28 protein-coding genes and 1 tRNA gene are annotated in these 26,916 nt (G+C 38.6%); 15 read left to right on the top strand and 14 right to left on the bottom strand.

Annotated elements, in window-relative coordinates:
• Window positions 1-3 precede the first annotated feature (3 nt).
• From E3D81_RS04315 to E3D81_RS04300, 4 genes are all read right to left on the bottom strand, one after another.
• Window positions 4-642, bottom strand: a complete 639-nt coding sequence (locus E3D81_RS04315) for a DNA alkylation repair protein (RefSeq protein WP_134776539.1) — start codon at window positions 640-642, stop codon at window positions 4-6.
• A gap of 29 nt (window positions 643-671) precedes the next feature.
• The gene (locus E3D81_RS04310) at window positions 672-1,841 is read right to left on the bottom strand and encodes an RCC1 domain-containing protein (protein WP_134776538.1); all 1,170 of its coding nucleotides are present in this window, start codon (window positions 1,839-1,841) and stop codon (window positions 672-674) included.
• Window positions 1,842-2,384: 543 nt separating this feature from the next.
• Window positions 2,385-2,457: transfer RNA gene (locus tag E3D81_RS04305), tRNA-Lys, on the bottom strand.
• Between the two features lie 463 nt (window positions 2,458-2,920).
• On the bottom strand, window positions 2,921-3,232 hold the full coding sequence (locus tag E3D81_RS04300) for a hypothetical protein (protein WP_099367510.1): 312 nt from the start codon (window positions 3,230-3,232) through the stop codon (window positions 2,921-2,923).
• Between the two features lie 203 nt (window positions 3,233-3,435).
• Between E3D81_RS04300 and E3D81_RS04295 the strand changes: the two genes are divergently transcribed.
• The 7 genes from E3D81_RS04295 (at window position 3,436) to E3D81_RS04265 (ending at window position 10,390) form a co-directional block, all read left to right on the top strand.
• On the top strand, window positions 3,436-4,428 hold the full coding sequence (locus tag E3D81_RS04295; RefSeq protein WP_167554227.1) for a PLP-dependent cysteine synthase family protein: 993 nt from the start codon (window positions 3,436-3,438) through the stop codon (window positions 4,426-4,428).
• Window positions 4,412-5,458: a DUF6695 family protein gene (locus E3D81_RS04290; protein WP_099367512.1), complete on the top strand. Its 1,047-nt coding sequence runs from the start codon at window positions 4,412-4,414 to the stop codon at window positions 5,456-5,458. Before E3D81_RS04295 ends, E3D81_RS04290 begins: the two co-directional genes overlap by 17 nt.
• A gap of 14 nt (window positions 5,459-5,472) precedes the next feature.
• Complete coding sequence (gene panD / locus E3D81_RS04285; protein ID WP_099367513.1) at window positions 5,473-5,841, top strand: aspartate 1-decarboxylase; 369 nt, start codon at window positions 5,473-5,475, stop codon at window positions 5,839-5,841.
• 237 nt (window positions 5,842-6,078) lie between these two features.
• Window positions 6,079-6,750, top strand: a complete 672-nt coding sequence (locus tag E3D81_RS04280; protein ID WP_134776536.1) for a hypothetical protein — start codon at window positions 6,079-6,081, stop codon at window positions 6,748-6,750.
• A 25-nt stretch (window positions 6,751-6,775) separates the two neighbouring features.
• On the top strand, window positions 6,776-8,770 hold the full coding sequence (locus E3D81_RS04275) for a hypothetical protein (protein WP_134776535.1): 1,995 nt from the start codon (window positions 6,776-6,778) through the stop codon (window positions 8,768-8,770).
• A 4-nt stretch (window positions 8,771-8,774) separates the two neighbouring features.
• Complete coding sequence (locus E3D81_RS04270; protein WP_134776534.1) at window positions 8,775-10,100, top strand: hypothetical protein; 1,326 nt, start codon at window positions 8,775-8,777, stop codon at window positions 10,098-10,100.
• A 62-nt stretch (window positions 10,101-10,162) separates the two neighbouring features.
• Window positions 10,163-10,390, top strand: a complete 228-nt coding sequence (locus tag E3D81_RS04265; protein ID WP_099367517.1) for a hypothetical protein — start codon at window positions 10,163-10,165, stop codon at window positions 10,388-10,390.
• Window positions 10,391-10,457: 67 nt separating this feature from the next.
• Here the strand turns inward: E3D81_RS04265 and rplI are convergent, their stop codons facing one another.
• From rplI to E3D81_RS04245, 4 genes are all read right to left on the bottom strand, one after another.
• Window positions 10,458-10,901 (bottom strand): 50S ribosomal protein L9, encoded by a 444-nt coding sequence (rplI, locus tag E3D81_RS04260; protein ID WP_099367518.1) that lies wholly within the window; start codon window positions 10,899-10,901, stop codon window positions 10,458-10,460.
• Window positions 10,902-10,914: 13 nt separating this feature from the next.
• Window positions 10,915-11,178, bottom strand: a complete 264-nt coding sequence (gene rpsR, locus E3D81_RS04255; RefSeq protein ID WP_099367519.1) for a 30S ribosomal protein S18 — start codon at window positions 11,176-11,178, stop codon at window positions 10,915-10,917.
• Window positions 11,178-11,546 carry a 30S ribosomal protein S6 gene (rpsF, locus tag E3D81_RS04250; RefSeq protein ID WP_099367520.1) on the bottom strand — a complete coding sequence of 123 codons (369 nt, stop codon included), beginning with the start codon at window positions 11,544-11,546 and terminating at the stop codon, window positions 11,178-11,180. The genes rpsR and rpsF overlap by 1 nt, the downstream gene beginning before the upstream one ends.
• A gap of 589 nt (window positions 11,547-12,135) precedes the next feature.
• Window positions 12,136-13,341 carry a pyridoxal phosphate-dependent aminotransferase gene (locus E3D81_RS04245; RefSeq protein WP_245153283.1) on the bottom strand — a complete coding sequence of 402 codons (1,206 nt, stop codon included), beginning with the start codon at window positions 13,339-13,341 and terminating at the stop codon, window positions 12,136-12,138.
• Between the two features lie 133 nt (window positions 13,342-13,474).
• Here E3D81_RS04245 and E3D81_RS04240 point away from each other — a divergent pair, with 133 nt between their 5' ends.
• The 6 genes from E3D81_RS04240 (at window position 13,475) to E3D81_RS04215 (ending at window position 19,383) form a co-directional block, all read left to right on the top strand.
• A complete protein-coding gene (locus tag E3D81_RS04240; RefSeq protein ID WP_134776533.1) occupies window positions 13,475-14,464 on the top strand; it encodes a bile acid:sodium symporter family protein in 990 nt (329 codons plus the stop codon).
• 45 nt (window positions 14,465-14,509) lie between these two features.
• Window positions 14,510-15,484: a cation diffusion facilitator family transporter gene (locus E3D81_RS04235; RefSeq protein WP_099367522.1), complete on the top strand. Its 975-nt coding sequence runs from the start codon at window positions 14,510-14,512 to the stop codon at window positions 15,482-15,484.
• A gap of 30 nt (window positions 15,485-15,514) precedes the next feature.
• Window positions 15,515-16,021, top strand: a complete 507-nt coding sequence (locus E3D81_RS04230) for a nuclear transport factor 2 family protein (RefSeq protein ID WP_134776532.1) — start codon at window positions 15,515-15,517, stop codon at window positions 16,019-16,021.
• A gap of 1 nt (window position 16,022) precedes the next feature.
• On the top strand, window positions 16,023-16,304 hold the full coding sequence (locus tag E3D81_RS04225; RefSeq protein ID WP_099367524.1) for a GNAT family N-acetyltransferase: 282 nt from the start codon (window positions 16,023-16,025) through the stop codon (window positions 16,302-16,304).
• Window positions 16,305-16,333: 29 nt separating this feature from the next.
• Window positions 16,334-16,972: an NAD(P)H-binding protein gene (locus E3D81_RS04220; protein ID WP_134776531.1), complete on the top strand. Its 639-nt coding sequence runs from the start codon at window positions 16,334-16,336 to the stop codon at window positions 16,970-16,972.
• Window positions 16,973-17,169: 197 nt separating this feature from the next.
• Window positions 17,170-19,383 carry an NADP-dependent isocitrate dehydrogenase gene (locus E3D81_RS04215; RefSeq protein ID WP_134776530.1) on the top strand — a complete coding sequence of 738 codons (2,214 nt, stop codon included), beginning with the start codon at window positions 17,170-17,172 and terminating at the stop codon, window positions 19,381-19,383.
• A 119-nt stretch (window positions 19,384-19,502) separates the two neighbouring features.
• Here the strand turns inward: E3D81_RS04215 and E3D81_RS04210 are convergent, their stop codons facing one another.
• A complete protein-coding gene (locus tag E3D81_RS04210; RefSeq protein WP_134776529.1) occupies window positions 19,503-20,030 on the bottom strand; it encodes a hypothetical protein in 528 nt (175 codons plus the stop codon).
• A gap of 140 nt (window positions 20,031-20,170) precedes the next feature.
• Here E3D81_RS04210 and E3D81_RS04205 point away from each other — a divergent pair, with 140 nt between their 5' ends.
• Window positions 20,171-21,514 (top strand): PDZ domain-containing protein, encoded by a 1,344-nt coding sequence (locus E3D81_RS04205; protein WP_134776528.1) that lies wholly within the window; start codon window positions 20,171-20,173, stop codon window positions 21,512-21,514.
• A gap of 278 nt (window positions 21,515-21,792) precedes the next feature.
• Here E3D81_RS04205 and E3D81_RS04200 read toward each other — a convergent pair whose 3' ends face one another.
• Complete coding sequence (locus E3D81_RS04200; RefSeq protein ID WP_134776527.1) at window positions 21,793-22,746, bottom strand: acetyl-CoA carboxylase carboxyltransferase subunit alpha; 954 nt, start codon at window positions 22,744-22,746, stop codon at window positions 21,793-21,795.
• A gap of 191 nt (window positions 22,747-22,937) precedes the next feature.
• Between E3D81_RS04200 and E3D81_RS04195 the strand changes: the two genes are divergently transcribed.
• Window positions 22,938-23,813 (top strand): mechanosensitive ion channel family protein, encoded by an 876-nt coding sequence (locus tag E3D81_RS04195; RefSeq protein ID WP_209023102.1) that lies wholly within the window; start codon window positions 22,938-22,940, stop codon window positions 23,811-23,813.
• Window positions 23,814-23,862: 49 nt separating this feature from the next.
• On the opposite strand, the gene coaA is transcribed toward E3D81_RS04195, so the two are convergent.
• From coaA to E3D81_RS04175, 4 genes are all read right to left on the bottom strand, one after another.
• A complete protein-coding gene (gene coaA / locus E3D81_RS04190; protein WP_134776526.1) occupies window positions 23,863-24,798 on the bottom strand; it encodes a type I pantothenate kinase in 936 nt (311 codons plus the stop codon).
• 57 nt (window positions 24,799-24,855) lie between these two features.
• Window positions 24,856-25,350 carry an OsmC family protein gene (locus E3D81_RS04185; protein ID WP_099367530.1) on the bottom strand — a complete coding sequence of 165 codons (495 nt, stop codon included), beginning with the start codon at window positions 25,348-25,350 and terminating at the stop codon, window positions 24,856-24,858.
• A gap of 76 nt (window positions 25,351-25,426) precedes the next feature.
• The gene (locus E3D81_RS04180) at window positions 25,427-25,795 is read right to left on the bottom strand and encodes a methylglyoxal synthase (RefSeq protein WP_099367531.1); all 369 of its coding nucleotides are present in this window, start codon (window positions 25,793-25,795) and stop codon (window positions 25,427-25,429) included.
• Window positions 25,796-25,838: 43 nt separating this feature from the next.
• A complete protein-coding gene (locus E3D81_RS04175) occupies window positions 25,839-26,903 on the bottom strand; it encodes a patatin-like phospholipase family protein (protein ID WP_134776525.1) in 1,065 nt (354 codons plus the stop codon).
• Between the last annotated feature and the right edge of the window lie 13 nt (window positions 26,904-26,916).

Genomic DNA, 26,916 nt, shown 5'->3' with positions numbered 1-26,916 from the left:
GAATTATAAATTCCGCTTGTTACTTTCTATTCTTATAAACTCTGGCAAATATTCCGGAGTACATCCTTTGGATACTGTTTTTTCTTTGAAAAGGCCAGTTTTTTCACCAAGTGCAATACATCGATTTCGGAGTTCTTTTTCATAAACACCTATCCAACCTGCCGTGAAATTCATGGCCCATTGCACTTCTAATACCTCCTTATCTATACGTGATTCAATTTTTGATAATAATTCTTGACTATTAGTCGGTTTTTGCCCAACCCAACGTAAGCGACCTTGATAATACCAATAAACCCTTCTCTGAAGTGAAGATGGACTATTCTCCCAAGTATTCATTAATGCAATTGTATTTTTGTCCTTTGATAATTGGTTGGCCATTAACCAGTCAATTAATTGAATCCTTTCATTTTCATTATGTTGCATTATATCTTTGTCCAACTTATCAATAAATTCTGGAGATAGTTGCTTCTTATCCATGATTAAAATTGCCAATTGACGTGCTAAAAACACCTTTGATGACCACAGCTCCAAAGCTAATTCATGGTCTCTTTTAATGTCATTTGCAATTTTTCTTAAGTCGCCAAGTTTAGTTTTGTCACTAATTTGACTCAAGATATTTTCTGCTTTGGTAAAATTATTCATTTCAATTTGTTGGTATTAATCGATTAGTTCTACGGCATTTCGAATTCTGTAAAAGTAGTGAATTTTTGGATGGCTGACTGTTGAATTTCTTTAAAAGCATTGCGACCGGTCATCATGTATTTATCGTTTTGCAGTATTACAATATGGCGATTATAATTGTGTGCCGACATGTAAGTTACATTCTCCGCTATCTGGATAAAAATAAGGCTACGATCTGGTGTAGCCATACCCATTTGCCCATAATTATTAGTGCCGGATGCCCAAAGCGTTCCATTTTCTTTAAGAAAAAAACAGGTATATCCCATAGGGAAGACCTCTTTTACTTGATCAGCAATTCGGTGGGGGTAGATGGGTTCAATACTGCCACTCGGACTAACGCCAATGCCTTGGGTACCATTGGCATTGGTGCCGAAAGACCAGGCTGAGCGGTCTTTTTTAATGACCATAACATTATTTCCGTTTGCACGCACAATTCTCACATCTTCCATTACCTTCCCGAAAGTGCGTTGGTCTCCGTCGGTAGGATAGCCTAGTTTGCCATAATTATCATCTCCAGCAGACCATAGCGAGTTATCATTTTTTAAAAGATAAATAGTATTAAATCCTACAGCAATTTGCTTTACACCACTGGCAATTTGGGTAAGCGGTAATTCTTGATCACTAGCAGTTCCTAATCCGAATTGACCATTTGAATTTTTCCCAAGTGCCCAAACCGTACCATCATATTTCAATAGTGCCGCGAAATACTGGCCCTCCACTACATCTTTTACGTTGTCTGCTACTTTTTCCGTAGCTTTTTGATTAACAAATTCGGGTTTTTCATCACTTGGTAAAACAGGTGATCTCCATACGGAATTGTCTTTTCTGAGTACATATAGCCGCTCCGCATTATGAGCATTTGCAATTTTCTTTACATTGCTTTCTAATTGTATATATCCGGCTTCATTTACACCAGGGGAAGTACTAAATATTCGTCCTCTTGCCCAAAGCGTCCCATCTTCTTTAACAATATAGGTGGCATCATCAATGGTATAAATAGGAAACGGTCGTTCAGATCCTCCCCAAACTTGGTCTAGATCTTCATCTTCAATATCGTCTTTATCTTTTTTACAAGATTGGAATGCGATAGTGCTTAAGGAGATTAAAACGAGCCATAAAATGCCGCCAAAATTTGAAATTGATTTCCTTCCTATTTTCATGATTACTTGTTTTTACAAGAATATGAAGAAAGAACCGAATCTATATGATGGATGAGTCAACAAATCCTGCAATTTACTTACAATGGTATATACAAATTATCTACATTTTCTATTGGTAATCTTTATGATAGCTTTGTTTTTTGCAAAACTTGTGGATTAAGCAGGAAATCTTGACGGATATTATCCATTTTCTCCCAGTGGCTTCTATGATATGTCTTCAAAATATGTTTGAATTTGGGTTAGAATCGTGGTTTAAGTAGGGTTAAAGCAGGGTGGAAGTGGGCGGGAAGTATGTAAAGCATACATTTTACATACTTTTAGTATACTTTCACTATGGTTTTACTTCGAAGCTAACTATAAGAAAATTGAGTTCTTATGGAAGGTATTTTCTTTACCAGTATGCGAAATAGATACTTATGCTTAAAATATCCAATTAAATGGAATCTTCTTCGAAATAATATTTAAAAATAGTTTAGGCATGGCGCCTTTGGTCTAACTACTAAATACAAAAAAAAGCAACTCCAAAAGAGTTGCTTTTTTCTGTGATCCCGCTGGGACTCGAACCCAGGACCCATACATTAAAAGTGTATTGCTCTACCAGCTGAGCTACGGAATCGGAATTCTTTGTTTAAAAGAACCACTTCGTTGTTTGAAGTGATGCAAAGGTAGACTTTTCACCTGAAATTGCAAACTTATTGTAAAGTTATTTTTAAATAATTTCTAAACTTCCTCATTTTGAAAGCATTAATTTTTGAGGGAATAGTAGGGGAATATTTACGGATTCTCCTGAAAAAATATGGGAATGGAAATGATTTTTCCGCGTCATTGCGAGGAGGTACGACGAAGCAATCTTTGACCTTTGTCATGCTGAGCGGATTCCAAGGATCTGTACATTGGTCTACGCACAGATGCTTCGACTACGCTCAGCATGACATGCGGGAAGATTGTTTCGTTCCTCGCAAAGACGGGGAAAGTTCCTCGCAATGACGATTAAATGGCAATGACGGGGGAAGTTCCTCGCAATGACGCTTAGGATTGCTTCGTACCTCGCAATGACGGGGGCTGTGCAATTAAACCACCTAATCCCTACGGATATACTCCCTATCATCATCAGATAACCCATCTCTCTCATCCTTCAAAAACTCTTCATCCTCAGGCGCCAAATACCCCACATTCGGATTCGAAACTCCATACTCTTTCGGGTGTTTTGCCTTCCTGCGGAATAATATCCCGCCAACGGCTACCCCCATCAAAAAGAATATCCCAAGAATGATCAATTTAGAAGTCCTGATCTCTGTAAATAACCAAAAAGTCGCTTCTTCCTTATTATTGAATAAAATAAGCAATAGCAACGCTAATAGTACAGCTATGATGATTGATTTTGGTTTCATATTGTTACGGTTTCCAACAAATTTAAATATTTAATTGTAACTTTTCTGATAAGAATTAGCCTATTAACACCATTTCAGCCATTTCCTTCAACAATTTGGCTTGGTAGTTGTTTTATTTAGAAATAAAAACGGGTATCTTATCGTTATAAATAATAACAAGAAACCAAAAAATAACAGGAAACATCATTCAATTCGGAGAGACTTTGCTAAGAGAAAAGATTGGAAATACAGCACTCCATAAACACACTGAACTATCAGCGCGTTATGGCGTCAATATTTTTATAAAAGAGGAATACCATAATCCAGGGAAATCAGCCAAAGACCGGGTTGCATTATTCATGATGGAAGAAGCGATCAAACAAAATAGGCTTCCCAAAGGGGGCACATTCGTTGAGGCAAGCAGTGGCAATACAGGGATCAGTGTGGCGATGATCGCCAAAGAGATGGGTTATAAAAGTAAGATTTTTGTTTCCCAGTCCTGTTCCCAGGAGAAGATAGAGGTTTTGGAGAGCTATGGTGCAGAGGTGGTTGTTTGTGAGAATTCGAATGGATTGCATGATTTTCAATCAACCCAATACCTCGCCCAAGCATATGCTGCAAATACCGAAGATGCCTATTTTACAAACCAGTATTATAATTCATCCAACATCAGAGCACATTATAAAACTACGGGACCTGAAATCTGGAATCAGACAGCAGGTAAAGTTAGCCATGTGCTGATCGGGATGGGAACTGGAGGGACCATATCCGGGGTTGGAAGATACCTTAAAGAAATGAACCCAAGCATCAAGGTTTTTGGCGTAGAGCCTAATAATTCGGTGTATCAGCATTTCCTGATCCAACAGAAACTGCCAGAGATGGAGGTTAAATTTGATTCCATTGAAGGTATCGGAAGGACTTTTATTCCTGGGTCGTTCGATGTGAACACAGTTGACCGTGTATTTCAGGTCTCTTTGGAGGCCAGTAAAGAAATGGCACATGAATTTGCACTGGAATTCAACCAGCTTTTAGGCTATTCGAGTGCTGCCGTATTGGCTGCCTTGGATAAGCATATAGGAGCCATGGATTTAAAGCCAACGGATAATCTGGTGCTCTTGTTTCCGGATTACGGCGATCGGTATCTGGAAAAACTATACAAAGATTTTTATTGGATTTCAAAAGCAAAGGTAGCGCGGAAAGATGCAACGATACAATGATATAGCCATACCACTTGCCTGGCCAGATCAAACGGCCAGGGGTGATGAATTATGGATGTCTTTCTTTAAGAAATTAGGGGTGGTAAAGAACCTGAATTTTAAAGTTGGGCATGCAGCTATCGTATTGGTTGAACGGAAATCCGGCTTGATCAAATACTACGATTTCGGTCGGTATATTGTACCTAGGGGCTATGGTAGAGCAAGATCTGCCGAGTTCGATCCGCGATTAAAAATAGACACAAAAGCCCAGTTTGATGAAAATGGCGAATTGCAAAATCTGAATGCTATCTTATTGGAATTAAGGGCGAAAGAAGCTGCGACCCATGGTGGTGGAAAACTGTTATGTTCTGTTTCCTATCATATTTCATTTGAAAAGGCCGTAAAATTTGCGGAAGATCTGGTGGATCAAGGGCCTATATTATATGGAGCATTGGCTGCAAAAAACAATTCCTGTTCGAGGTATGTGGCACAGATCTTAGTAGAAGGTATGAAGCCAAAGGATAAGCGAATCCAGAAGATCCTGTATCCGGAAAACATCAAGGCAAGCCCGACGAGTAATGTGGTTAATGCGGTGGAGGATAATGAAATAGTTATTTTGGAAAGGAATGTAATCGAGAAATGGAAGCTGAACCGCTGGGAATCCTTAAAATTCCAGATCGGTTTATTGAAGCCTAATTTTTTCTCTTCCCATGCGAAATCCTTGCCAGATGATAATATTTTAGGGTATATTGATGAGCCTTACAAGCCCATGCATGTCCCTGAACAGGCTACTTGGTTAGGTGGATTAGGTGAAGGCAGTTGGTTTTATCTCCAAGAAAAGAGTTTTGGGTATGAGATCAGGAAATACAATGCGAAAGGAGAAACGGAATATCAGGTAATGGCACAGGCGGATGAAGACTTGGATATGGAAAAGCCTTTTGAATTTTCTTACCATGTGCATTATCACAAACATATCATTAAGCAAAATCAGAAAGAAATTATATTTTTAACAATTCATTTGGCCGATCAGGCCATCAAACAATCTATTTAGGAAGTAAACAATCTATGGAATTAAAATTATTAAAAGCGAAAATTCATACAGTTAAAGTTACAGAGGCAAACGTGGCCTATAATGGTTCGATTACCATTGATGCTGATTTATTGGATGCAGCAGGTATTGTGAAATACGAGCAGGTTTACATCAATAACGCAGTAAATGGAAGTCGTATCATGACTTACGTATTGCCTGGAAAACGGGGTAGTGGAGAGGTATGTATGAACGGTGGGGCGGCGTTGCATGCTAAGGTAGGAGATACGGTACATATTTTATCGTTCATAAACCTTAGTCCGGAAGAAGCAGAAACTTATCAACCTACATTGGTCTTTACGGAAGGTAATAACCAAATTAAATCAGTTGAGAAATATAATTATTAAATAATAATTATTTAATGGATAGGCAGTACCTTGATTATTAGGGTACTGCCTATTTTCATTTATTGCCTTTAAAGATTTGTAAATAAATAACTAATTATTCACAGAATTGTGGCATATTGCTTGTATTAAGCAGGATATTGTATTTATTATATAATTTGAACAAACTATTAATTAGTCTAGTCAATAAAATTCTTTAGGTTTACTCCAGTTTATTATTGCTATTTTTTTAAAGAAAATATGAAGCGTATTATTCATTTTATGATCTGTCTGTTGAGCATTTTTTGCTTAACATCCTGTTTTGATGTAGTGGAAGAAATCAACATGAAATCCAATGGTTCCGGCACTATCCAAGGAACTTTGAACCTCAGTAAAAGTAAAACCAAAGTGGCTTCCTTAATGAAATTGGATAAAATTGATGGTATCCAGATCCCAAATCAGGCGGAAATAAGGAAGGAAATGGCAGTCATCGTCAATCTATTAAAAAACACCCCTGGAATCAGCAATGTTAAGCAGCGTTTGGATTTTGACAATTATATTGCCAGCATCAGCTGTGATTTCCAGAATGTGCAAGCCTTGAATGCTTATACCAACACTTTATCCAAGCACTTTAAAGCGAAGATAAACAGTTATTCCAGCTATAGTTATGATGCCGGATCTAAAACGCTGAAAAGAAATTATAAACACAGTACGGAAGGAAAGAAGGAATTCGAAAAATTAAGACCAGAAAATAGGCAATCTTTCGGACAGGCCTTTTATACAAGTATCTATCGTTTTGAGAATTTGGTAGCAAAACAACAGAATAATCTAGCGAAGGTATCACCAAATAAGAAGGCGGTGATGTTAAAGGTCAATATTCCTGATTTGATCAATGGAAAGGTGGACCTGACGAATACCATCGTTTTAAAATAGAAACATTAACCCTAATACATATAATATGAAAATGATTAGACTAGTCGCTGTTCTTGCGACGGTTGGATGGAGCAACATGATTCATGCCCAAGACTTATTGAAAAAGGTTCCTGAGGAAGCTCAAGTAGTCATGGCGATGAATGGAAAGGCTTTTTTTAAGCACGTGGATGCAGCTGAAGTGAATAAGATCTTCCAGAATATAGGGTTCTTTGATAATGTTTTCGGAAAAAAGAATAAGATAAGTAAGGAGAACATCCAAGAATTGGGTCTTGACCTGAATTCCAAGGCCTATATCCATGCCCAGATCACGGATAGTGTTCAATACATCGGGGCATTGTTTCCAATAGCCAATGTAGCGCAATTAGAAGAGGTCCTGCCTAAAGATAAAAAAATACAGACGGTAGATGGCCTGAAAACCATGTATACCTCAGACGGTACATTAAGGATGTCCTGGGATGACAATACCCTTTATTTTCTGGGTGCTGTCCCTATGTTCAATTATTTTAATAAGGAGGAGATCAGAACAAGATACGGCCTAAAGGAAGATCCTAAATATAATTATGATGATGCAGCAGCAGCAACTACCGTGGAAGCTTACCCAGATACGGTTTATGTAGATACGACTATTACTGCGGTCGAAGTTCCACCGGTTAAGCAAGGTGAAATCAAAGAGGTTGAATTCGAAGAAGGAGAAGAATTTATAGTTCCGCCGGCTTCTCCTCCAGCTAAAGGAACTGAAATAGAAGAGGATGAATATGCTTATGTAGATTCGGTTTTGGAACGTGATGAATATCAGGATGATTATTATAAGGTGTATGCCGAAGTATCTCAGCATAATGATTCCGTAAAGAATGTCTTGATGGCTCAATGGGTCAACCAAAGATTTACGCAAATATTGGACGGTAAGATAGGTTATAGCAAGTCAAAAACTTTCTCCAGAATGAAGGATAATGAATTGATGCGTTTAGAAATGAAGAACTTTAATGAATTCTATAGTCTATATTATCCAATGGATCTATTTTACGGAACATTTGGTGCTAAGCCAATTTTCGATTATGGCTATGAATCTTTAGCAGGAAGTTTGATCGTTGATGGTCCTCAGTTGAAATTCGTAGGAGACCTTGGCCTGGACAAGGAAATGACGAAATATTTTAAGGATATCTATAAAAACAAGTTCAATCCTAAGTTTTTTGAATTTTTAGATCCAAATGCGTTGGGTTTTATTTCATTGAACATGAACTCGGAGGCTTACATCAAGCATATGCCAAGTCTGGTTAAAAAAGTATATGGTAATATGGCAGGCGATAAGGTAGGTAATATCATCGATCTGTTTGCGACCATCGCTGATGTGACCTTGGATGAAAAAGCTCTTGGTAAAGTAATCAAAGGCGATAATCTATTCGTTGTGAATGGTGTAACCAAACAAGAGGTGAAATATAAGGATTACCAATACGATGATGATTATAATTATACCGAGGTAGAGCGCACGAAAATGGAAACTTTGCCTCAATTTATATGGATGTTCTCTTCGGATGATACCCGTATTTTTGAAAAGATTATCAATGTAGGTAAATCGGAAAATTCCATTGAAGACCATGGTGGTATTTTTGAATTAAAAATAAACGACAGATCGGGCATAAAACCCTATTTATTAATTGATAAAGGAATAGTATTTTTATCCAATGATTTACAGAAATTGAAGGATATCAAATCCAAAACTTTCCGCGGGAAAGGCGATGCAAGTTTTGTTTCCTTTGTGAAGAATAACCCAGTTTCCCTGGTGTTCAATGCAAAACAAGTTCCTTCATTGGTGAAGGAGTTGGACATTCCTATTCACCGGAATATAGAAGAAACGATCAATGAATTGTCGCAATATGGCAACCTTTATTTTGTTTCTAAAAAAGTGAAAGGTAATAATGCAGGTTTTGAAATTGGGGTTGATTTCCCGAAAACCAAACCAAATGCGGTGAGTTTTATGGTGGATGCCATCAATAAATTAACCTTGAAGTTTAAAGACTAATTCCATGCGAATTTTAAAAAAGATACTTTATGTTATTTTAGGACTTATGGTGGTTATCGCCATAAGTCTTTTTGTATTAAGAACCATTAGGGCCAATCAGGCGGATAAGATCAGGATTCCGAAAGATTCTCAGGCCATGCTCCATATCAAAGTGGATAACCTTTTGCTAAAGATGGGAAGTAACTCTTTGATGAATTGGAATGCTTATTATGGTTCGAAAGGAAAAGATAGCACTTCTGCTGATAAAGTGAAAATATGGGGTATGGGGATTGATGTTCCTGGGCATCTCTACTTCTTTTCCTTGCCTGAGAGAGAATCAACGTATTACACCATTTTAAGGGTTTCTAATTTTGCCAAGGCAAAACAGTTTTTAACAGATAAATTAGGCATGGAGGCACAGCAAGGATTGTCTGCTTCCAATGAATTGTTTTTCACCAAAGGCGATCTGCGTATTTTATTGTCGGATACCAAGCTAGTCGTAGGGTTAGGGAAAGAAAATCAAGGAAATCTGGAACCTATGAAAGCTTTACTGCAAGATGATCAACAGGATTGGGTAAATGCAAAGGAACGATTTGATGCAAAGAGAAACAGTAACCTGGGCGATATGACCTGGCAAGGAGAGGGGAAGAATTACCTTAGCCTCAAATTCTCTGCTGGTACAGCAACCTTGACCGGAACATTAGCTTCCGATTCCTATCGGTTTCCGAAGGCTACCAAAAAGTTGAAGACTGATTCGCACGATTCCTTATTGGTGCATTTGGAAATCAATAATGATTTAGGTGCCATGGTTAATTTGAATAACTTATTGAGCGATTCAACCAGCAGTACACCGTTGGATAGCATTTCAAACTATCTAGGGAATTATTTGAGCTTACGGATATCCAACAAGGAAATCACACAGGTAGATTCGATAGTCAGCTATGATTATGATGATAATTTTGAAATGATCGAAAAGAAGACCTTAAATGAAACTCAGGTTCCGGATATCCATTTAAACATCATGGGATCACCACATTTACTATCCTTAGTTCCTGAAAAGATATTCTATAAATTCCATAAATCGGAACATGCTGGTCTTTTAAATTTAACTACAGCTGGACAGCAGCAAGGCCAGGAGGAAACATTAGTGCCATCTGACCGGGTTTTCCATTTTTATTATAAGAACAGTCCATTGATCGGAAAATACTTTGCTTTCGTGCCGAGTTATGAAAAACTGGATTACCTGGAGATAAACGGAAAATCCTCACAACCCACTGAAATCAATTTGATTGGGCGAATTCATTTTAAGAATCAAGATCTGAATAGCTTCTTTCAACTCATTAATTTTTAAATAGAATTGACTTTTGGCTTAGTATTTGGTCTAACACCTATAGAAACAAGAAATAATAAGATATGAAGAGATTAATGGGATTAATTCTAATAGCGGTGATGGCCTTCAGTGTAAGCTCTTGTTATGTGAGTGATCATCGCCGTGGTCATGTTCCTCCAGGACAAGCGAAGAAACGTTATGGTGGTAAATCTGCTAAACGTTATGCCCCTGGACAGCAAAAGAAGAAATACAAAAACAATAAGGGTAATAATAAACCTTACAAACGTCATGATGTGTACTGGCCGAATTAAGGTTGGTATTCGAACATAAAAAAAGTCGCTTCATTTGAAGCGACTTTTATTTTTTTATCCGTAAAGCTTATTCTGCTACTACTTCGAAAGGAACTTGAACTTTAACCTCTTTGTGAAGGTTTAAGTTAGCGATGTATTCGCCTAAAGTTTTAGGTTCAGTTTCGAAAGTGATGCGACGACGGTCAACATCGTAACCTTGCGCTTTAAGAGCGTCAGCGATTTGGATGCTGTTCACTTTACCAAAGATTTTACCAGTTTCACCAGCTTTAGCACCGATAGATAATTTTACCGATTCTAATTTACCAGCTAATTCCGTAGCATCTTTCTTGATTTTATCTTGTTTGAACTGAGCTTGTTTAATGTTCTCAGCTAATACTTTTTTTGCAGATGATGTTGCCAATACTGCAAATCCTTGAGGAATTAAGTAGTTACGGCCGAAACCTGGTTTTACTACTACGATATCGTCTTTCTCTCCAAGGTGTTTAACATCTTGTCTTAATATAACTTCCATTATCGTATCCTCCTTATTTTAATGAATCAGTTACGTAAGGTAATAGTCCGATGATACGCGCACGTTTCACCGCTTGAGCTACTTTACGTTGAAATTTCAATGATGTACCTGTTAATCGACGAGGTAAGATTTTACCTTGATCATTAACGAACTTCAATAAGAAGTTAGCGTCTTTGTAATCGATGTATTTAATACCGTTCTTTCTGAAACGACAGTATTTTTTACGGTTGTCCTCTACTTTAGGGGCTGTTACGTACTGGATATTTTCGTTTGCCATTAGTTTGCTGCCTCCTCAGTTTTAGTTTCTACTTTCTTGTTGAATGCTCCGCTACGTTTTTTCTCGTTGTAAGCAACTGCATGCTTGTCAAGAGAGATAGTTAAGAAACGCATCACACGCTCATCACGTTTGTAGTCAACCTCTAATTTTTTGATTAATTCACCTGGAGCCTTGAATTCAGTTAAGTGATAGAACCCAGTTGTTTTTTTCTGGATCGGATACGCTAATTTTCTCAAACCCCAATTATCTTCAGCGATAATTTCGGCTCCGCCTTCTACTAAGATGTCTTTGAATTTAGTGATTACTTCTTTCGCAGCATCTTCTGAAAGCAACGGGGTAAGAATGATTACAGATTCGTACTGTTGCATTGTTTAAATAATTATGTTAATGAATTCTTGCCGTAGTTATTTTAACGGACGTGCAAAAATAGGTAAATGTTTGTAAATAGGCAAGTAAAGATTTCTTTTTTATGATATTTATGTTAAAAATAGATGTTGTAAACAGCTATGTAGTTGTTCGGTTACAATTCTAATTAAACCAATTTCAATTCCTTGGCACAAGACCAATACTTTCGCACTTTTGCCATAGATAATTAGTAATAATATTTCGGACATTAAAATAGTGGTTGAATTGAGTTTGATAAAAAAGTTGCCTTGGTGGGCAAAGATTTCATTTTCTGTAGGAGCGGGGATTGTATTAGGATGTTTGATCGGAGAAGTTATTTACCAATCCTTACTATAATAGCATAATCTAAACATGGTCAACATGTTTATTAATTATAGTTTTTTATTATCTTATATTTATTTTAGTTGGTTAGTATAAAGCTCGACTTTGCAGTCGAGCTTTTATATTTTCAAAGTATCCTCGTCAATGTGACTATCTCGTCATTACGACTATCTCGTCATTGCGAGGAACTTTCCACGTCATTGCGAGGAGGTACGACGAAGCAATCTTCCTTTACACCAACTTCCCTAAAGCTTCCTTAATCCTCTTTAACGCTTCAATTAAATTCTCATCGGATGCCGCATAAGAAAGACGGATATAATTATTATTCCCAAAAGAATCTCCACCTACAGTAGCCACATGACCATAGTTCAAAAGATACAAGGCAAGATCCGCAGAATCCTTAATCACATTTCCATCAGGATCATGCTTTCCGAAAAAAGAACTGATTTCCGGGAAGAAATAGAACGCGCCATCAGGAAGGTTCGTTTTCACACCTGGGATATCATTCAACAAATCATAAACCAATTGACGACGACGTGCAAAAGCCTCTTTCATCTGATTTACCGAATCCAATCCTTGTTCGTAAGCTGCGATTCCTGCGCGTTGTGAGATAGAGCAAGTTCCTGAAGTAGTCTGTCCTTGCATCTTATCATTGGCTGCTGCGATTTCTTTGTTTGCAGCGATATAGCCCAAGCGCCAGCCGGTCATCGCAAATGCTTTCGAAAAACCATTTACAATGATCACCCTGTCTTTTACAGAAGGAAATTGCGCGATGGACTCATGCTGGTCCACAAAATTGATATGCTCATAGATCTCATCAGAGATGATGAAGATCTGTGGATGTTTTTCAAATACTTTTACCAATGCCGCCAATTCATCCTTTGAATAAACGGATCCAGTAGGATTACAAGGAGAGGAGAACATGAACACCTTACTTTTTGGAGTAATGGCAGCTTCTAATTGTTCCGGAGTGATCTTAAAATCTGCATCGATTTCAGTATCGATGAAAACGGATTTACCCTCTGCCAAAGTCACCATTTCAGAGTAGGAAACCCAATAAGGTGTAGGGATGATCACTTCGTCTCCGGGATTTACCAAGGTCAACAATACATTGGAAAGAGACTGCTTAGCACCAGTTGAAACCACAATCTGGGAAATGTCATAATCTAAACCATTTTCGGTCTTTAGCTTATTGACGATAGCCTGACGTAAATCAGGATAACCTGGTACAGGTGAATAGCGGGTATAGTTTTCGTCCAACGCCTTCTTAGCAGCATCTTTTACATGCTCTGGCGTGTTGAAATCCGGTTCACCGACACTAAGACTGATAACGTTGATACCTTTGGCCGCTAATTCACGACCTAATTTCGTCATTTTTAAAGTTGCTGATTCAGAAAGGTTGTTTATTCTTTCCGATAAATAGGATGTTGTACTCATGATATTGCAAATATATTATATACAATTTATTAATGATACGAAAAATGTAAGAATTTCAGTTCTCTGCTGTAACATTTTAAAAAATCAGCGGAAATAAGCCTTTGCTGAAATTTATGATAGCTTTGTATCTGATATGCGAAATCGACTGAAATGGAAATTGGATGGGTTTATTGTTGCTTTAATAGCCATGATCATCCTTGCGTATATATACCCAGATCTAGTGGAAATAGGGAATGGGCGATTCATTTCCGTGCTAAGCAGCGTAGGTATCGCATTGGTCTTTTTCTTTTACGGATTGAAACTTAGCTTTTCGGAAATAAAGGCTGGTATGAAGAATTGGAAACTCCATATTTCGGTACAGCTGTTTACTTTTATCTTATTTCCGGTCTTGGTGCTTTTGTTTCGCCCTTTTGTCCAGACAGAAACGCAAGAACAATTTTGGTTATCCTTTTATTTTTTAGCTGCTTTGCCCTCTACGGTTACTTCTTCCGTAGTAATGGTTGCTATTGCTAAAGGTAATATTCCAGCGGCTATTTTTAATGCGAGCATTTCCGGATTGATTGGGGTATTGATGACACCATTACTTATGCACTTCTTTCTAGAAGTAACCGAAGTCAATATGTTTGCTGAATTGTACTTAGGTTTATTACTTGAAGTGATACTTCCAGTTATTTTGGGCTTATTTTTGCAAAAATATTGGGGAAATTGGGCGCATAAATATGGAAAATCCTTAACCAAGTTTGATAAGGCCGTTGTGTTGTTGATCGTTTATAATAGTTTTTCTGAATCCTTTATCTCCGATGTATTTCATGCGATAGGGACTTCCTACTTGTTAAGTTTATTTGCTGGAGTAATCCTACTGTTTTTCATTTCCTATGGGCTCATATTTTTGATCCTTAAGTTTGTGCTAAAATTTAATCGTGAAGATCGGATTACCGGATTGTTCTGCGGATCTAAAAAGTCCTTGACCCATGGTAGTGTTTTTGCCAAATTTATCTTCGCAAATAATCCCAAATTGGGATTGTATTTTTTGCCGTTGATGGTCTATCATGCTTTCCAGATATTCGTTGTATCCATCATTGCCCAACGATTAGGAAAACAACATGAAGAAAAAGGATATTAAACGTATATTTAATAATTACATTTGCCCCTCTAAAAAATAAGAGCTATGTCAAGACAAATGAGGTTAGTGTCGCTTTCTTTGGCAACAGGCATCCTGTTGATGCTGATAAAATTTGTAGCTTATTTTATCACAGGGTCTAATGCGATCTTTTCAGATGCTGCGGAAAGTATTGTCAACGTGGTAGCATCTGGTTTTGCATATTATAGTATCTATTTAGCATCTCAGCCTAAAGACCAGAACCATCCTTACGGACACGGAAAAGTGGAGTTCTTCTCTGTTTTCGTGGAAGGAGGGATGATTTTTATTGCCGGTAGTGTTATCCTCATCAAATCTATCTATAATATTTTCTTTCCAGAGTCTGTCAGCAATGTGGAGGAAGGGATCTACCTGATCTTGGCCACTTCCTTTATCAACTTAGGAGTTGGATTCTACCTCATGAAAAGAGGGAAGGCACTACGCTCGCTGACGATTGAAGCCGATGGTAAGCACCTGCAGGTGGATGCGATCAGCTCATTTGGATTGATAGCCGGCTTATTGATCATGAAATTTACCAACCAGGCTTGGATCGATATTGCCTTATCCATGTGTTTAGGTAGTTTTATTTTATTCAATGGGTATAAGCTACTTAGAAAATCTATATCAGGCCTGATGGATGAATCAGATACCGAAATTGTTCAGGAAGTGGTTGATGTATTGAACAAGAATAGACAGGAAAATTGGATCGATGTCCATAATCTCCGGGTGCAGCGTTATGGTCAAGAAATGCATATTGATTGCCATTTAACATTGCCAAAATATTATACCTTGACAAAGGTTCATGATGTTATATCCGAATTTGATCAAGTTTTAAATGCTAACCTGGAATCAAAAACGGAATTCTTTATACATGCAGATCCTTGTATGCCGGAATGTTGCCATTATTGCCATGTAGAGAATTGCCCAATACGTTCGGAGGATTTCCGCAAGGAAATTGAGTGGAATGTCGATAATGTCACCAAAAATGTGAAGCATTTTGGATAAATTTTAATTTTTATAAACCAATACCAACATATGAAAAAGATAAGATTATTTATTGTCCTATTTATGGGGATAAATCTGGCCTTCGCACAAAACCAAACACAAAAGGCAGCCATTAACAAAGTGATGGATGCATGGCATCTGGCGGCCTCCAAGGCCGATTTAAAAGCGTATTTTGACCTGATGGACAAAGAGTCCATCTTTATAGGCACGGATGCTACAGAACGCTGGAACAAGCAGGATTTCATGATCTGGGCCAAACCTTATTTTGATAAAGGGAAAGCTTGGTCCTTCACTTCTTTGGAAAGACATATCACTTTTTCTGCCGATGGTAAAACAGCATGGCTAGATGAATTGTTAAATACACAGATGAAGATCTGTCGGGGATCAGGCGTCTTGGAAAAGAAGAATGGAAAATGGTTGATCAAACATTATGTTTTGTCCATGACTGTTCCAAATGATTTAGTCGATACCTTGGTCCCATTAAAAACTCCGGCAGAGAATAAAATAATTGATAGTTTAACATCAAAAAACAAATAGTATGCTAATTAAACATGTTGAGAATGGCAATAAAGGAGGTTTTATTGCGGAAGAAGACGGAAAGCAAATCGGAGAGATGACCTATTCCCAGGCTGGTCCTGGAAAGATCATTATCGATCATACAGAAGTGGATGAAGAAGAGAAAGGCAAAGGCATTGGCCATTTATTGCTTAACAAAGCAGTTGAATACGCAAGGGAAAACAATGTGAAAATCATGCCTTTATGTCCTTTTGCAAAGGCTTCTTTTGATCGGGATGTAAATATCCGTGACGTACTGTTTTAGTCTTTAGTATCATCCAGCAACATCTATCTATGAAAGCAGTGGTAATTGGGGGATCCGGTGCAACCGGTAGGGAATTGGTACTTCAGCTCTTGGCAGATTATCGAGTAGAATCGGTCGTTGCCTTGGTTAGAAAACCATTCTTTATGCCCGATCCCAAGCTCAAAGAAGTGATAGTCGATTTTGACCATCTAGAGCAATATGCTGCTTTCATAGATGCTGATGTAGCCTTTTCTACATTAGGAACAACACTCAAGCAGGCAGGGAGTAAGAAAAAACAGTGGCGAGTGGATTATGAATACCAATTAAAATTTGCCCAACTGGCAAGAATGAACCATGTTTTCACGTTTGTGTTGCTGTCTTCTGCCCAAGCAAGTCCAAAATCAAAATTCTTCTATAGCCGGATGAAAGGTATGCTCGAAGAAAAGATCAAACAATTGGATTTCCCCAAATTGATCATTCTACGTTCAGGATTGATTGATCGGCCTAAAACTGATCGGAGAGGCGAAAAAATAGCTTTAAAAGTCATTAAGGTTTTCAATGCCTTAGGAATTCTAAAGAATTATAAACCAATATCTACCGTCGACCTAGCTAAAGTAATTGTAGATAGATCTTTTGATAATTCAGAGGATGATATCACTATCCTGGAACCCAAGGAAATCCTATCTTAAATTTACCTTAAAAACCATTTAAAAAATTAAAATATATTCAATATTGACAATGATTTTTGAATTGCTGTCATTATTTATCCTTTTATGGCTATTTAAGTTTCATTTTCTTATCTTTAGGCGAATTTTAAAAAAACAGGCATTTAATTGCATGGTTTCTCAAATTAAATTGCAAAACAATATCATTTCAATAGAAAATTATGTCATCTAAAATCATTTACACAAAAACAGATGAAGCGCCTTTATTGGCAACTTATTCATTTCTACCTATTGTACAAGCATTTGCGAAAACCGCAAATATTGAAGTTGAATTAAGAGATATTTCTTTAGCAGGACGTATCCTAGCTAATTTTAATGAATATTTAACAGCAGAACAGAAAACTGCTGATGCATTGGCTGAACTTGGTCAATTGGCCACTACGCCTGATGCAAACATCATCAAATTGCCTAACATCTCTGCATCTATCCCTCAGTTGAAAGCTGCTATTGCTGAATTGCAAAAAGCGGGTTATGCCATTCCTAATTATCCAGACGCTCCTGCAAATGCAGAAGAAGAGAAAATCAAAGCTTCATATGCTAAGGTTTTAGGGTCTGCCGTAAATCCGGTATTAAGAGAAGGTAACTCTGATCGTAGAGCACCTAAAGCGGTTAAGAATTATGCAAAAGCAAACCCACATCGTATGGGCGCTTGGGCATCAGATAGTAAAACCAAGGTAGCATCTATGCAGGATGGTGATTTCTACAGTTCTGAAAAATCAGTAACCGTTGAAAAGGATTCTCAATTTAAAATCGAATTTGTTGCAGCTGATGGGGCAGTTCAAGAATTAAAAGGTTTAGGAAACCTGAAAGCAGGCGAAGTAATTGATTCTTCTGTATTGCATATTGCAAAACTGAAAGATTTTGTTGCGCAAGCGATCGAAGAAGCAAAAGCTTCTGGCGTTTTGTTATCTGCACACCTAAAAGCAACCATGATGAAGGTTTCTGATCCTATCATTTTTGGAGCTATTGTAGAAGTATATTTTAAAGATGTTTTCGCTAAATACGGCGAATTATTCAAAGAATTAGGCATCAACAAAAACAACGGTCTAGGCGAGGTTTATGCTAAGATTGCTGGTCACGAAAAAGAAGCTGAGGTAAAAGCTGCTATTGATGCTGCTATTGCCAATGGACCAGACCTGGCTATGGTAAATTCAGATAAAGGCATTACCAACCTACATGTCCCTTCAGACGTAATCGTTGATGCATCTATGCCAGCTATGATTCGTATTGGAGGTAAGATGTGGGATAAGGCCGGTGCTGAACGTGATACTTTAGCGATTATTCCAGATCGTTCTTATGCGGGTATTTACGAAGCGGTTATTGAGGACTGTAAAGTAAATGGTGCCTACGATCCAAAAACAATGGGATCTGTTCCTAACGTTGGATTAATGGCTCAAAAAGCAGAAGAATATGGATCCCATGATAAAACGTTCCAAGCAACAGGTAGCGGTGTTATTCGTGTAGTTGATGGTTCAGGAAATGTATTGATGGAGCAATCCGTAGAAGAGGGAGATATCTTCCGTATGTGTCAAACGAAGGATGCGCCAATCCAGGATTGGGTAAAATTGGCGGTAAACCGTGCTCGTCTATCCAATACGCCTGCAGTGTTCTGGTTAGATGAAAACCGTGCGCATGATAGAGAGATCATCAAAAAAGTAAAAGCATATTTGCCAAACTACGATACAGAAGGATTAGATATCCGTATTCTATCTCCAATTGAAGCTACTAAATTCTCTATTGATAGAATCCGTAAAGGAGAGGATACTATTTCAGTAACAGGTAATGTTTTACGCGATTACCTAACTGACTTATTCCCGATTTTAGAATTAGGTACTTCAGCAAAAATGTTATCTATCGTTCCATTGATGAATGGCGGTGGTCTATTTGAAACTGGAGCTGGAGGTTCTGCCCCTAAACACGTGGAGCAGTTTTTGGAAGAAGGCTATTTACGTTGGGATTCTCTAGGTGAGTTCCTAGCACTACAAGCTTCTTTGGAGCATTTAGCTCAAACCCAGAACAACCCTAAAGCGCAGGTTTTAGCGGATGCATTGGACGAAGCGAATGCGAAGTTCTTGGCAAATGATAAATCTCCAGCACGTAAGGTTGGTGAAATCGATAACCGTGGTTCTCATTACTATTTGGCTACTTATTGGGCTGAAGCGCTAGCTGCTCAAAAAGAAGATGCAGAATTGGCCGCTAAATTTGAAGGACTTGCTAAATCTTTGACAGAGCAAGAAAATAAGATCAATGAAGAATTGATCGCAGCTCAAGGAAAAGCAGAAAATATCGAGGGTTATTATTTCCCGAATGATGATCTAGCTGGAAAAGCAATGCGTCCTTCCGAAACATTAAATGCTGCGTTGGCTGCATTATAATAGCAGGAAAAAAATAAAAGGACCTATACGTTAATGTAGGGACCTGTAAAAAGAAACCCGACCTAAAATCATTAGGTCGGGTTTTTTAATTCGTATATTTTGAAGAGGTGATCTTAGGCTTATGGATTTAAGGGTTTGATTTCTGTAATGTTAATCCCATCAAAACAATCATCTACACAATCGTCATCAAAAATTCCAGATCTTGAAATCAGGCCGTTGTTCTTGGATTCGAAAACGAATCTACCGTTTAACTGTTGGTTATCTGCATGCGATCTTGCCAACTGGTAAATTTCATCCAGGGTCTTGTCCTTCATCAGTTCGGGATGTTTATTTACATCTTCATTCAGCTCAATGATTTCTATCTTTTTGGTGGTATCCGGAACGTTATTGTAATAACTTATCATGTAGCCATTAAATTCCCTTTTGGTGATCTTACCATCATTAACCTCGATGGTTGTGGAAGTTCGCCATCCTGTCCAAGAGAGGGTGGTATGGGTGTATTGATAGCTATTCTTATTGTTGATTTTGAATTGAGACCAAAGGATTTCGCTGTTTTCCAACTCAGAATGAAGCTCAGACTTCTCACAAGCAGTAAAAAGTAAGGTAATTCCGATTAACAGACTGAGATATGTGTATATCCTTCTCATTTTTTTGGTTGGTTAAGTTAATTGAACGTTGGAAAGTTCAACTCTGCTACAACAAATTTAACGAATGTTTTTTAATTATTACTATTATCGCTATAATTCGATTAATTTTTTAATTACATTAGGGATATAAACCTTTTTTGATGAGAATATTGGTCATGATGTTGTTCGGGATGATGAGTGTATTTGCGCAGGCGCAAGAATCTTTTCATTTAATTTCTCCGAAAAAGAATTCCTTCAAATTTGATCTTTCCAGTAACCTGGTTATCATTCCAGTAACCCTAAACGGGGTTAGCCTTTCCTTTCTTTTGGACACCGGAGTAAAGGAAACCATGCTTTTCGTTTCTGAAAAGGATAGTATTCCCTTGGAAAATGTGCATAAAATGAAATTCAGTGGAATTGGGATTGAAGATGGCGTAGAAGGGATAATGGCACTGAACAATGAATTGATCATTGGAGATGTAGCGGCAGACTTTGGACATGACATCTATGTCATCAATTCCAGTGAATTGGATGTGTCGAGTCATGTTGGACTTCCTGTGCATGGAATTTTAGGAAGTAAATTCTTTGAGAGCTTCCAGGTGAAATTAGATTATCAAAAATCGAAAATTTACCTTTTTGATTTCTTTTCCGATATCAGTAAAGAGACCAAAGGGTATAAAAAAATTGACATTAGCTTGGAAAGAAGTAGGCCTTACGCCATGGCAGATGTAAACTTAGGGGATAGGCAATTAAATGATGCCAAGATGCTGATCGATATGGGGAATTCGGATGGAATGCTGATCTTTCCTTTTCTTATACCTGATTTAAAGATCAAAGAACCGCATATTTATGATTATATAGGTCGGGGTTTCAATGGCGAAATATTCGGAATGAGGAATCGGATCGAAGGGTTTGATTTCGCTGGATTCCATATTGATCAACCCATTGTTTCCTATCCAGATTCCAATGCGGTGCATGCGGCAAAATTAGCGGAGAATAGGGTGGGATCGGTAGGGAATCAGGTATTGCAGCATTTCCATGTTGTGTTTGATTATTCGAACCTTCATGTTTATTTAAAGCCGAACAGGAAATTTGGAAAGCCATTTCCTATTAATATGAGTGGGATTGAGGTTAAGCATGATGGCATGGTTTGGACGCAACGAAGGGTTCCGGCGAATATTAATAGCAGTAGTACGGATAATAACGAACCTGGATTTAAGGTTAATATTTCCCAGAGTTTTAAATATGAGTTTAGGCTATTGCCGATATATGTGATTTCGAATATTAGAAAAGATTCGCCTGCGGATTTGGCTGGATTGTTAAAGGATGATGTGCTGTTGAAGATTGATGGTAAAAAGGTAGGGGATATGAAGTTGAAGGAGGTGATGGGGAGGTTTCAGGAAAAAGATGGAAAACCTATTCATTTGTTGGTAAGGAGATTGGATAAGGAAATGAGTTTTCGATTTGTTTTGAAGGATCCCATTCCGTTTAGGAAGGGGGGATAACAGTATGGGAAATGACTGCAGGGGGGATAACAGCGTTTTTACGTCATTGCGAGGAGTCTTTACCGTCATTGCGAGGAGGTACGACGAAGCAATCTTCCCGCTTGTCATGCTGAGCGAAGTCGAAGCATCTACATTTGGTACACGAACAGATCCTTCGACGCTGCTCAGGATGACATAGTCCAAAGATTGCTTCGTTTCCTCGCAATGACGAAAGAATTCCTCGCAATGACGACAGAGTTCCACTCAATGACGGTATAAAGCCTCGCAATGACGATTATTTATTCATTCACCACACCCATATTGCTGAATTTATCAATTCTTTCCTGCACTAGGGTATCTGTATCTTTTGCTTTTAAAATCGCTAAATCTTTCAAGATCCTGTCCTTCACATTCAACGCTGTAGTCTCAGGATCCTGATGAGCTCCGCCCAATGGCTCTGGAATAATCCCATCGATCAATCCATTGCCCAACATATCTTCTGCAGTAAGTTTTAAAGCTTCAGCTGCTCTTTCTTTATGGTCCCAACTTCTCCAAAGGATAGAAGAACATGATTCTGGAGAAATCACCGAATACCAGGTATTCTGCAACATATACACCTTATCACCAATACCAATTCCCAAAGCACCACCTGAAGCACCTTCACCGATCACGATACAGATAATAGGCACTTTCAATACCGACATCTCCAATAAATTTCTTGCAATCGCCTCACCCTGTCCGCGTTCTTCCGCTTCCAAACCAGGATAAGCACCCATCGTATCGATCAAGGTAATAACAGGCTTATTGAATTTCTCCGCCATCTTCATCAAGCGAAGTGCTTTACGGTATCCTTCCGGATTTGCCATCCCGAAATTACGGAACTGACGTTCTTTGGTATTTTTACCTTTCTGATGGCCAATGATCATCACCGACTCATCACCAATAGACGCAAAACCACCAACAATGGCTTTATCATCTTTTACCGTGCGGTCTCCATGAAGTTCTACGAAATCATTACAGATCAGGTCAATATAATCGAAGGTTTGTGGTCTGTCTGCGTGTCTGGACATCTGCACTTTCTGCCATCCAGTCATATTGCTATATACGTCAACCTTTGTTTGTTCTAATTTTTCTTCCAACTCACGAACAGTTGCACCCATATCCACCTTGGTCTTTTCTTCAACCTGCTTTACTTTTTCGATCTGGGTTTGCAAATCTGCAATTGGCTTCTCAAAATCAAATGTTGTTTCCATATTTTCGTGTTTGCTGCTATAAAAAGCGACTGCTAAGTTACTTGTTTTTTAAGAATTATAAAACGTTATTTAAGTGAATCCATAACCTAAATGAATTGTTTTTTAATTTAATGGTTGATTATTAAGGATATAACGGTATATTCCATGAACTTGTTTTGCTCCGAAACCAAAAAAACAATATCTTCAAAACCATGAACGCAAGCTTGGAAGAAAATAAACAAAGGATACCCTGGTCTTTTCTGTTAAAAGTCTTTTTATTGGGTCTGGTGACCATATATTATTTCTATTTCCAGTCGGAACTGAAATTGGATAAACGATTGGTCCAATTTATCGATGGGCTATCAGCATTCTTAATCGTCAGCGTTATTTTATCCATCTTAAGGTTTCTGATCATATTCCTATATAATACCCGGCATTCCCATCGGCCTGTTCGTGGGAACTTCGTGTTGGGAATTAACCGCTTAACCGCCATATTGAATGTGGTATTTGGAATCATCTGTTTGATGTTGGCCTTTGGAATCGATCCTGGGAAATTCATCACCAGCATGACCATTGTGGCGATGGCGATAGCTGTGATCTTCAGGGATTACATCACCAATATGATTTCAGGTTTGATCGTGATGTTTTCAGAACAGCTCTCCGTAGGGGATAGAATTAGAGTGGGAGAGCATAAGGGCCGTATTATTGATATTACCTTTGCCAACCTGGTATTACAGGACGAAGAGGATGATATTGTGATGGTTCCGAACAATATGGTGTTCACCTCGACATTCATGAACCTTTCCGCACACCAATCCAGTCTGTTTTCCGTTAGGTTTGAGCTGCCCTTATCCGTATCCATCCATATCAAAGAATTGGAAGAAGCATTGAAAATGAGCTTGATCACCCACCCAAACCTAAAGATTAAGAATGGCACGATTGAACTAAAAGTTACGGAAATCGGTAAGGATTATGTGAAGTATAAGATTGATCTGTATGCCATCAGCAATAGCAACCGCATGCATCGACAGTTGGAAAATGAAATCCTGAAAGAGGTCCTCAAATTTGAGTCTATTTACATTTCCTGATAAAAAGCCGAAAAGGACAAAGAATCAAAGCTGATAAGCAAAAAGCTAATTAGATCTTTCTGACCTTGATCCTCTTCACAAAATGGTGTGATCCTTTTTTAAGGATCAGATCAGCACGATAACGCGTTGGAAGTATATTCTGATGTAGATTCGGGCGATTGATCTCATTCCAGATGTTATTCGCCATGGCAATGCTTTCCTCCGTACTCAGGTTTGCATATTTATGGAAATAAGAGGCTTCATTCTGGAATGCTGTTGCTCTCAGGGATTCAAAACGGTCGATATACCAATCCACAATGTTCTTCTCATCCGCATCCACATAGATGGAATAATCAAAGAAATCCGATACGAAGACACCATTTCTACGAGAGTTGACCTGAAGAACATTGATCCCTTCCACGATCAACACATCTGGTTGGGAAATCACCAGTTTTTCATTAGGCAGAACATCATACGCCAAATGGGAGTATAAGGGTACAGAAACCGAAGATTTTCCTGACTTGATATCCGCCAGGAACTGAATGATCTTCTTACTATCATAGCTTTCCGGAAATCCTTTTCTGTTTAGGATATCCCGTTTGATAAGTTCCTTGTTCGGGTAGAGGAAACCATCTGTTGTCACAAGTTCCACCTTTGGCCGATGCGGCAATAGGGCCAAAACCTTTTTCAACACCCTTGCTGTGGTGGATTTACCCACCGCAACAGATCCTGCAATCCCAATGATGAAAGGCAATTTTTGATGGTTCCTTTTAAAGAAGTCATTGCTTATCGCATGGAGCTCCTGGAATTTATTGATATGCAATTCCAATAAGTGGGCCAAGGGAATATACACCTCTTCGATCTCCTGCATGGTCAAGGGTTCGTTCAAGGCATGCAATTGGCTGAGGTCTTCCTCGCGGATCGCATGACTTAATTGACCGTTCAATCTTTTCCATTCCTCACGTGTAAAATTACGGAAGGGACTCGTAAAGGTGTGCTCACTCATGGTATGCATGATTAATAATTAATCTAGGCCGCAAATATACAATCCTCTTTTATTTTCTTAACTATTTGTATCAATTAGATTACTTTCTACAACAATTGGATTCTGCAGCATTTTCTGAACCGGACATTTTTCGCCGATCATGTAGATCCTGCGTTTTTGTTCCTCATCCAGATCGCCATCTATAAAGATATTGCAGCGAATAAAGGTGGTTTGCTGTTGTTCACTCTTCTGAACCTCACTGCTGATCTTGATATCGATACGGTTTACTTTCCATTTCTTTCTGTTGGCATACATACGCATGGTGATGGCTTTACAAGCTCCTACGGACGATAGCAACAATTGGGATGGGGCCATCCCTTTGTTCTGTCCGCCGAGCTCCAAAGGCTCATCTGCAATCAAAGAAAGGTCACCATATTGGATGTTGGTGGTGTAATTTTCTTCGCCAATACTCACCAAAACCTCGTTTAAACCAATGGTATCTTCTGTTTTGTTCGCTTCTGCTTTATTCTTATCAAGAGTAGTTTCGTCCTTATTCACTTTATCGTTTTCCATTTATAATATGTAATCTTTCTATGTTTAATCTGTTGTTGAAATTGATAACCATTAATGCATGAAAATGCATCTGGATTTATTCCAGTAATCCTTTAATGATCAGGGTTCCTGTTGCCAGATTGGTTGCTAAAGGCACATTCCAAAGGTCACAAATGCGCATCAACATCTGAATATCGGGTTCGTGTGCATGTTTTCCCAGGGGATCCCTAAAAAAAATGATGCCATCGATTTTTCCTTCTGCGGCCATTGCTGCAATTTGGGCATCGCCACCTTTCGGACCGCTTAATTTAAGTTCTACCTCCAAACCCGTTTGTTGGATGTAGGAGCCGGTAGTTCCGGTGGCTACCAGGTGGGCTTTTGAAAGTTCTTCCTGATGGTCTTTTACAAAACCGACCATTTCTGCTTTTTTGCCGTCATGGGCTATTAATGCAATTGTTTTTGCCATGGAATAATGTTCTTTTTGGAATTTTATTAAGATAGTAAAATTATTAAAATTTATCCTTAAGGTATTGCCAAACGGTTAATTCTTTTTTCTCTTTCCCTTTTTCTTTTTCGCGGATAAGGTCGATCACTAAGGCATCCAATAAGTATTCGTTGTCACTGATCATCTTATCGGCCAATGAAACGATCTTCTGGATATTTCCTTTTGATGCCGCATCCAAGGAAGGTTCGATAGAGGAGAGGTTGGATGGCTCCAAGCGGATATAGTTGGAACTCTGCTGTACAGATCGGAACAGTTGATGTAGGAAATAATCGTTGCTTTCCGAAGAACTGGAAGTCATGATATCCACCAAAGCCGGCCCGATGGATATGGCCTTTTTCTTTTTGAAATCCTCGTAGTTATAGGCATTCTTGGCAATCCCTGTTCCGAGGGAGAGGATATGTACATCGTCTATCTTGAAGGTCTTAAAGGTTTTGAGCACTTCCAGAAGAGCTGAAATGGCTGGGCTATGTGCAAATACGCCACCATCCACCAAGGGATATCGCGTGCCTGCCAATGAATAAATTTCTGCCACCGAAAAATAGGTTGGTGCTGCGGAAGTAGCACGACAAACATCCTTCAATAAGAAATTACGAGATTCGCCATGAGAAATCGCCTTCTGTTGCCGGAAGATATGGTTTTTCCGCAATTCGATGTTGTAGGCGGTGATGATACAGGGTTTTATGAGCTGACTGAGCTTCATATCTCCGAAATAGCTTTCCAATACTTTTTCGAGCACATGCTCATCGTATAGTTCCGTTAGCAGTCCAAATTGGTTCAAGAATCTGCGCCAACTGCTGGTGGTAAATATTTCTGTGCCATGTTCCAGGTAAATGTCCAGTGCCTCTTGAGCAGAGAACCGTGGTTTTGTAGGATCATTGGGATGGGGGCAGAGGAGAATACTGACCAAGATTCCACCGGTGCTGGTGCCTGCAAAGAAATCAAAATATTCAGAAAGGTGGGCATCTGGGTTATTGCTTTGTTTCTTAAGCTTTTGCTCTAGGGAAACCAATACCATGCCGGGGATGATTCCCCGAATTCCACCGCCGTCGATTGATAGGATTCGCTTCATATTCGCTCAGCCC

The organism is Sphingobacterium sp. CZ-2, assembly GCF_004526235.1.
GTDB lineage: Bacteria > Bacteroidota > Bacteroidia > Sphingobacteriales > Sphingobacteriaceae > Sphingobacterium > Sphingobacterium tenebrionis.
This window is presented reverse-complemented; position numbering and strand designations above follow the sequence as displayed.

Coding starts and splice junctions, on each gene's coding strand:
- rpsF (WP_099367520.1), bottom strand. CDS start 11,546: ATGCAACAGTACGAATCTGTAATCATTCTTACCCCGTTGCTTTCAGAA.
- E3D81_RS04315 (WP_134776539.1), bottom strand. CDS start 642: ATGAATAATTTTACCAAAGCAGAAAATATCTTGAGTCAAATTAGTGAC.
- rpsR (WP_099367519.1), bottom strand. CDS start 11,178: ATGGCAAACGAAAATATCCAGTACGTAACAGCCCCTAAAGTAGAGGAC.
- coaA (WP_134776526.1), bottom strand. CDS start 24,798: ATGAGTGAGCACACCTTTACGAGTCCCTTCCGTAATTTTACACGTGAG.
- E3D81_RS04200 (WP_134776527.1), bottom strand. CDS start 22,746: ATGGAAACAACATTTGATTTTGAGAAGCCAATTGCAGATTTGCAAACC.
- E3D81_RS04275 (WP_134776535.1), top strand. CDS start 6,776: ATGAAAATGATTAGACTAGTCGCTGTTCTTGCGACGGTTGGATGGAGC.
- E3D81_RS04300 (WP_099367510.1), bottom strand. CDS start 3,232: ATGAAACCAAAATCAATCATCATAGCTGTACTATTAGCGTTGCTATTG.
- E3D81_RS04290 (WP_099367512.1), top strand. CDS start 4,412: ATGCAACGATACAATGATATAGCCATACCACTTGCCTGGCCAGATCAA.
- E3D81_RS04235 (WP_099367522.1), top strand. CDS start 14,510: ATGTCAAGACAAATGAGGTTAGTGTCGCTTTCTTTGGCAACAGGCATC.
- E3D81_RS04180 (WP_099367531.1), bottom strand. CDS start 25,795: ATGGCAAAAACAATTGCATTAATAGCCCATGACGGCAAAAAAGCAGAA.
- E3D81_RS04175 (WP_134776525.1), bottom strand. CDS start 26,903: ATGAAGCGAATCCTATCAATCGACGGCGGTGGAATTCGGGGAATCATC.
- E3D81_RS04270 (WP_134776534.1), top strand. CDS start 8,775: ATGCGAATTTTAAAAAAGATACTTTATGTTATTTTAGGACTTATGGTG.
- E3D81_RS04240 (WP_134776533.1), top strand. CDS start 13,475: ATGCGAAATCGACTGAAATGGAAATTGGATGGGTTTATTGTTGCTTTA.
- E3D81_RS04245 (WP_245153283.1), bottom strand. CDS start 13,341: ATGAGTACAACATCCTATTTATCGGAAAGAATAAACAACCTTTCTGAA.
- E3D81_RS04220 (WP_134776531.1), top strand. CDS start 16,334: ATGAAAGCAGTGGTAATTGGGGGATCCGGTGCAACCGGTAGGGAATTG.
- rplI (WP_099367518.1), bottom strand. CDS start 10,901: ATGGAAGTTATATTAAGACAAGATGTTAAACACCTTGGAGAGAAAGAC.
- E3D81_RS04215 (WP_134776530.1), top strand. CDS start 17,170: ATGTCATCTAAAATCATTTACACAAAAACAGATGAAGCGCCTTTATTG.
- E3D81_RS04185 (WP_099367530.1), bottom strand. CDS start 25,350: ATGGAAAACGATAAAGTGAATAAGGACGAAACTACTCTTGATAAGAAT.
- E3D81_RS04210 (WP_134776529.1), bottom strand. CDS start 20,030: ATGAGAAGGATATACACATATCTCAGTCTGTTAATCGGAATTACCTTA.
- E3D81_RS04205 (WP_134776528.1), top strand. CDS start 20,171: ATGAGAATATTGGTCATGATGTTGTTCGGGATGATGAGTGTATTTGCG.
- E3D81_RS04230 (WP_134776532.1), top strand. CDS start 15,515: ATGAAAAAGATAAGATTATTTATTGTCCTATTTATGGGGATAAATCTG.
- E3D81_RS04195 (WP_209023102.1), top strand. CDS start 22,938: ATGAACGCAAGCTTGGAAGAAAATAAACAAAGGATACCCTGGTCTTTT.
- E3D81_RS04225 (WP_099367524.1), top strand. CDS start 16,023: ATGCTAATTAAACATGTTGAGAATGGCAATAAAGGAGGTTTTATTGCG.
- E3D81_RS04280 (WP_134776536.1), top strand. CDS start 6,079: ATGAAGCGTATTATTCATTTTATGATCTGTCTGTTGAGCATTTTTTGC.
- panD (WP_099367513.1), top strand. CDS start 5,473: ATGGAATTAAAATTATTAAAAGCGAAAATTCATACAGTTAAAGTTACA.
- E3D81_RS04310 (WP_134776538.1), bottom strand. CDS start 1,841: ATGAAAATAGGAAGGAAATCAATTTCAAATTTTGGCGGCATTTTATGG.
- E3D81_RS04265 (WP_099367517.1), top strand. CDS start 10,163: ATGAAGAGATTAATGGGATTAATTCTAATAGCGGTGATGGCCTTCAGT.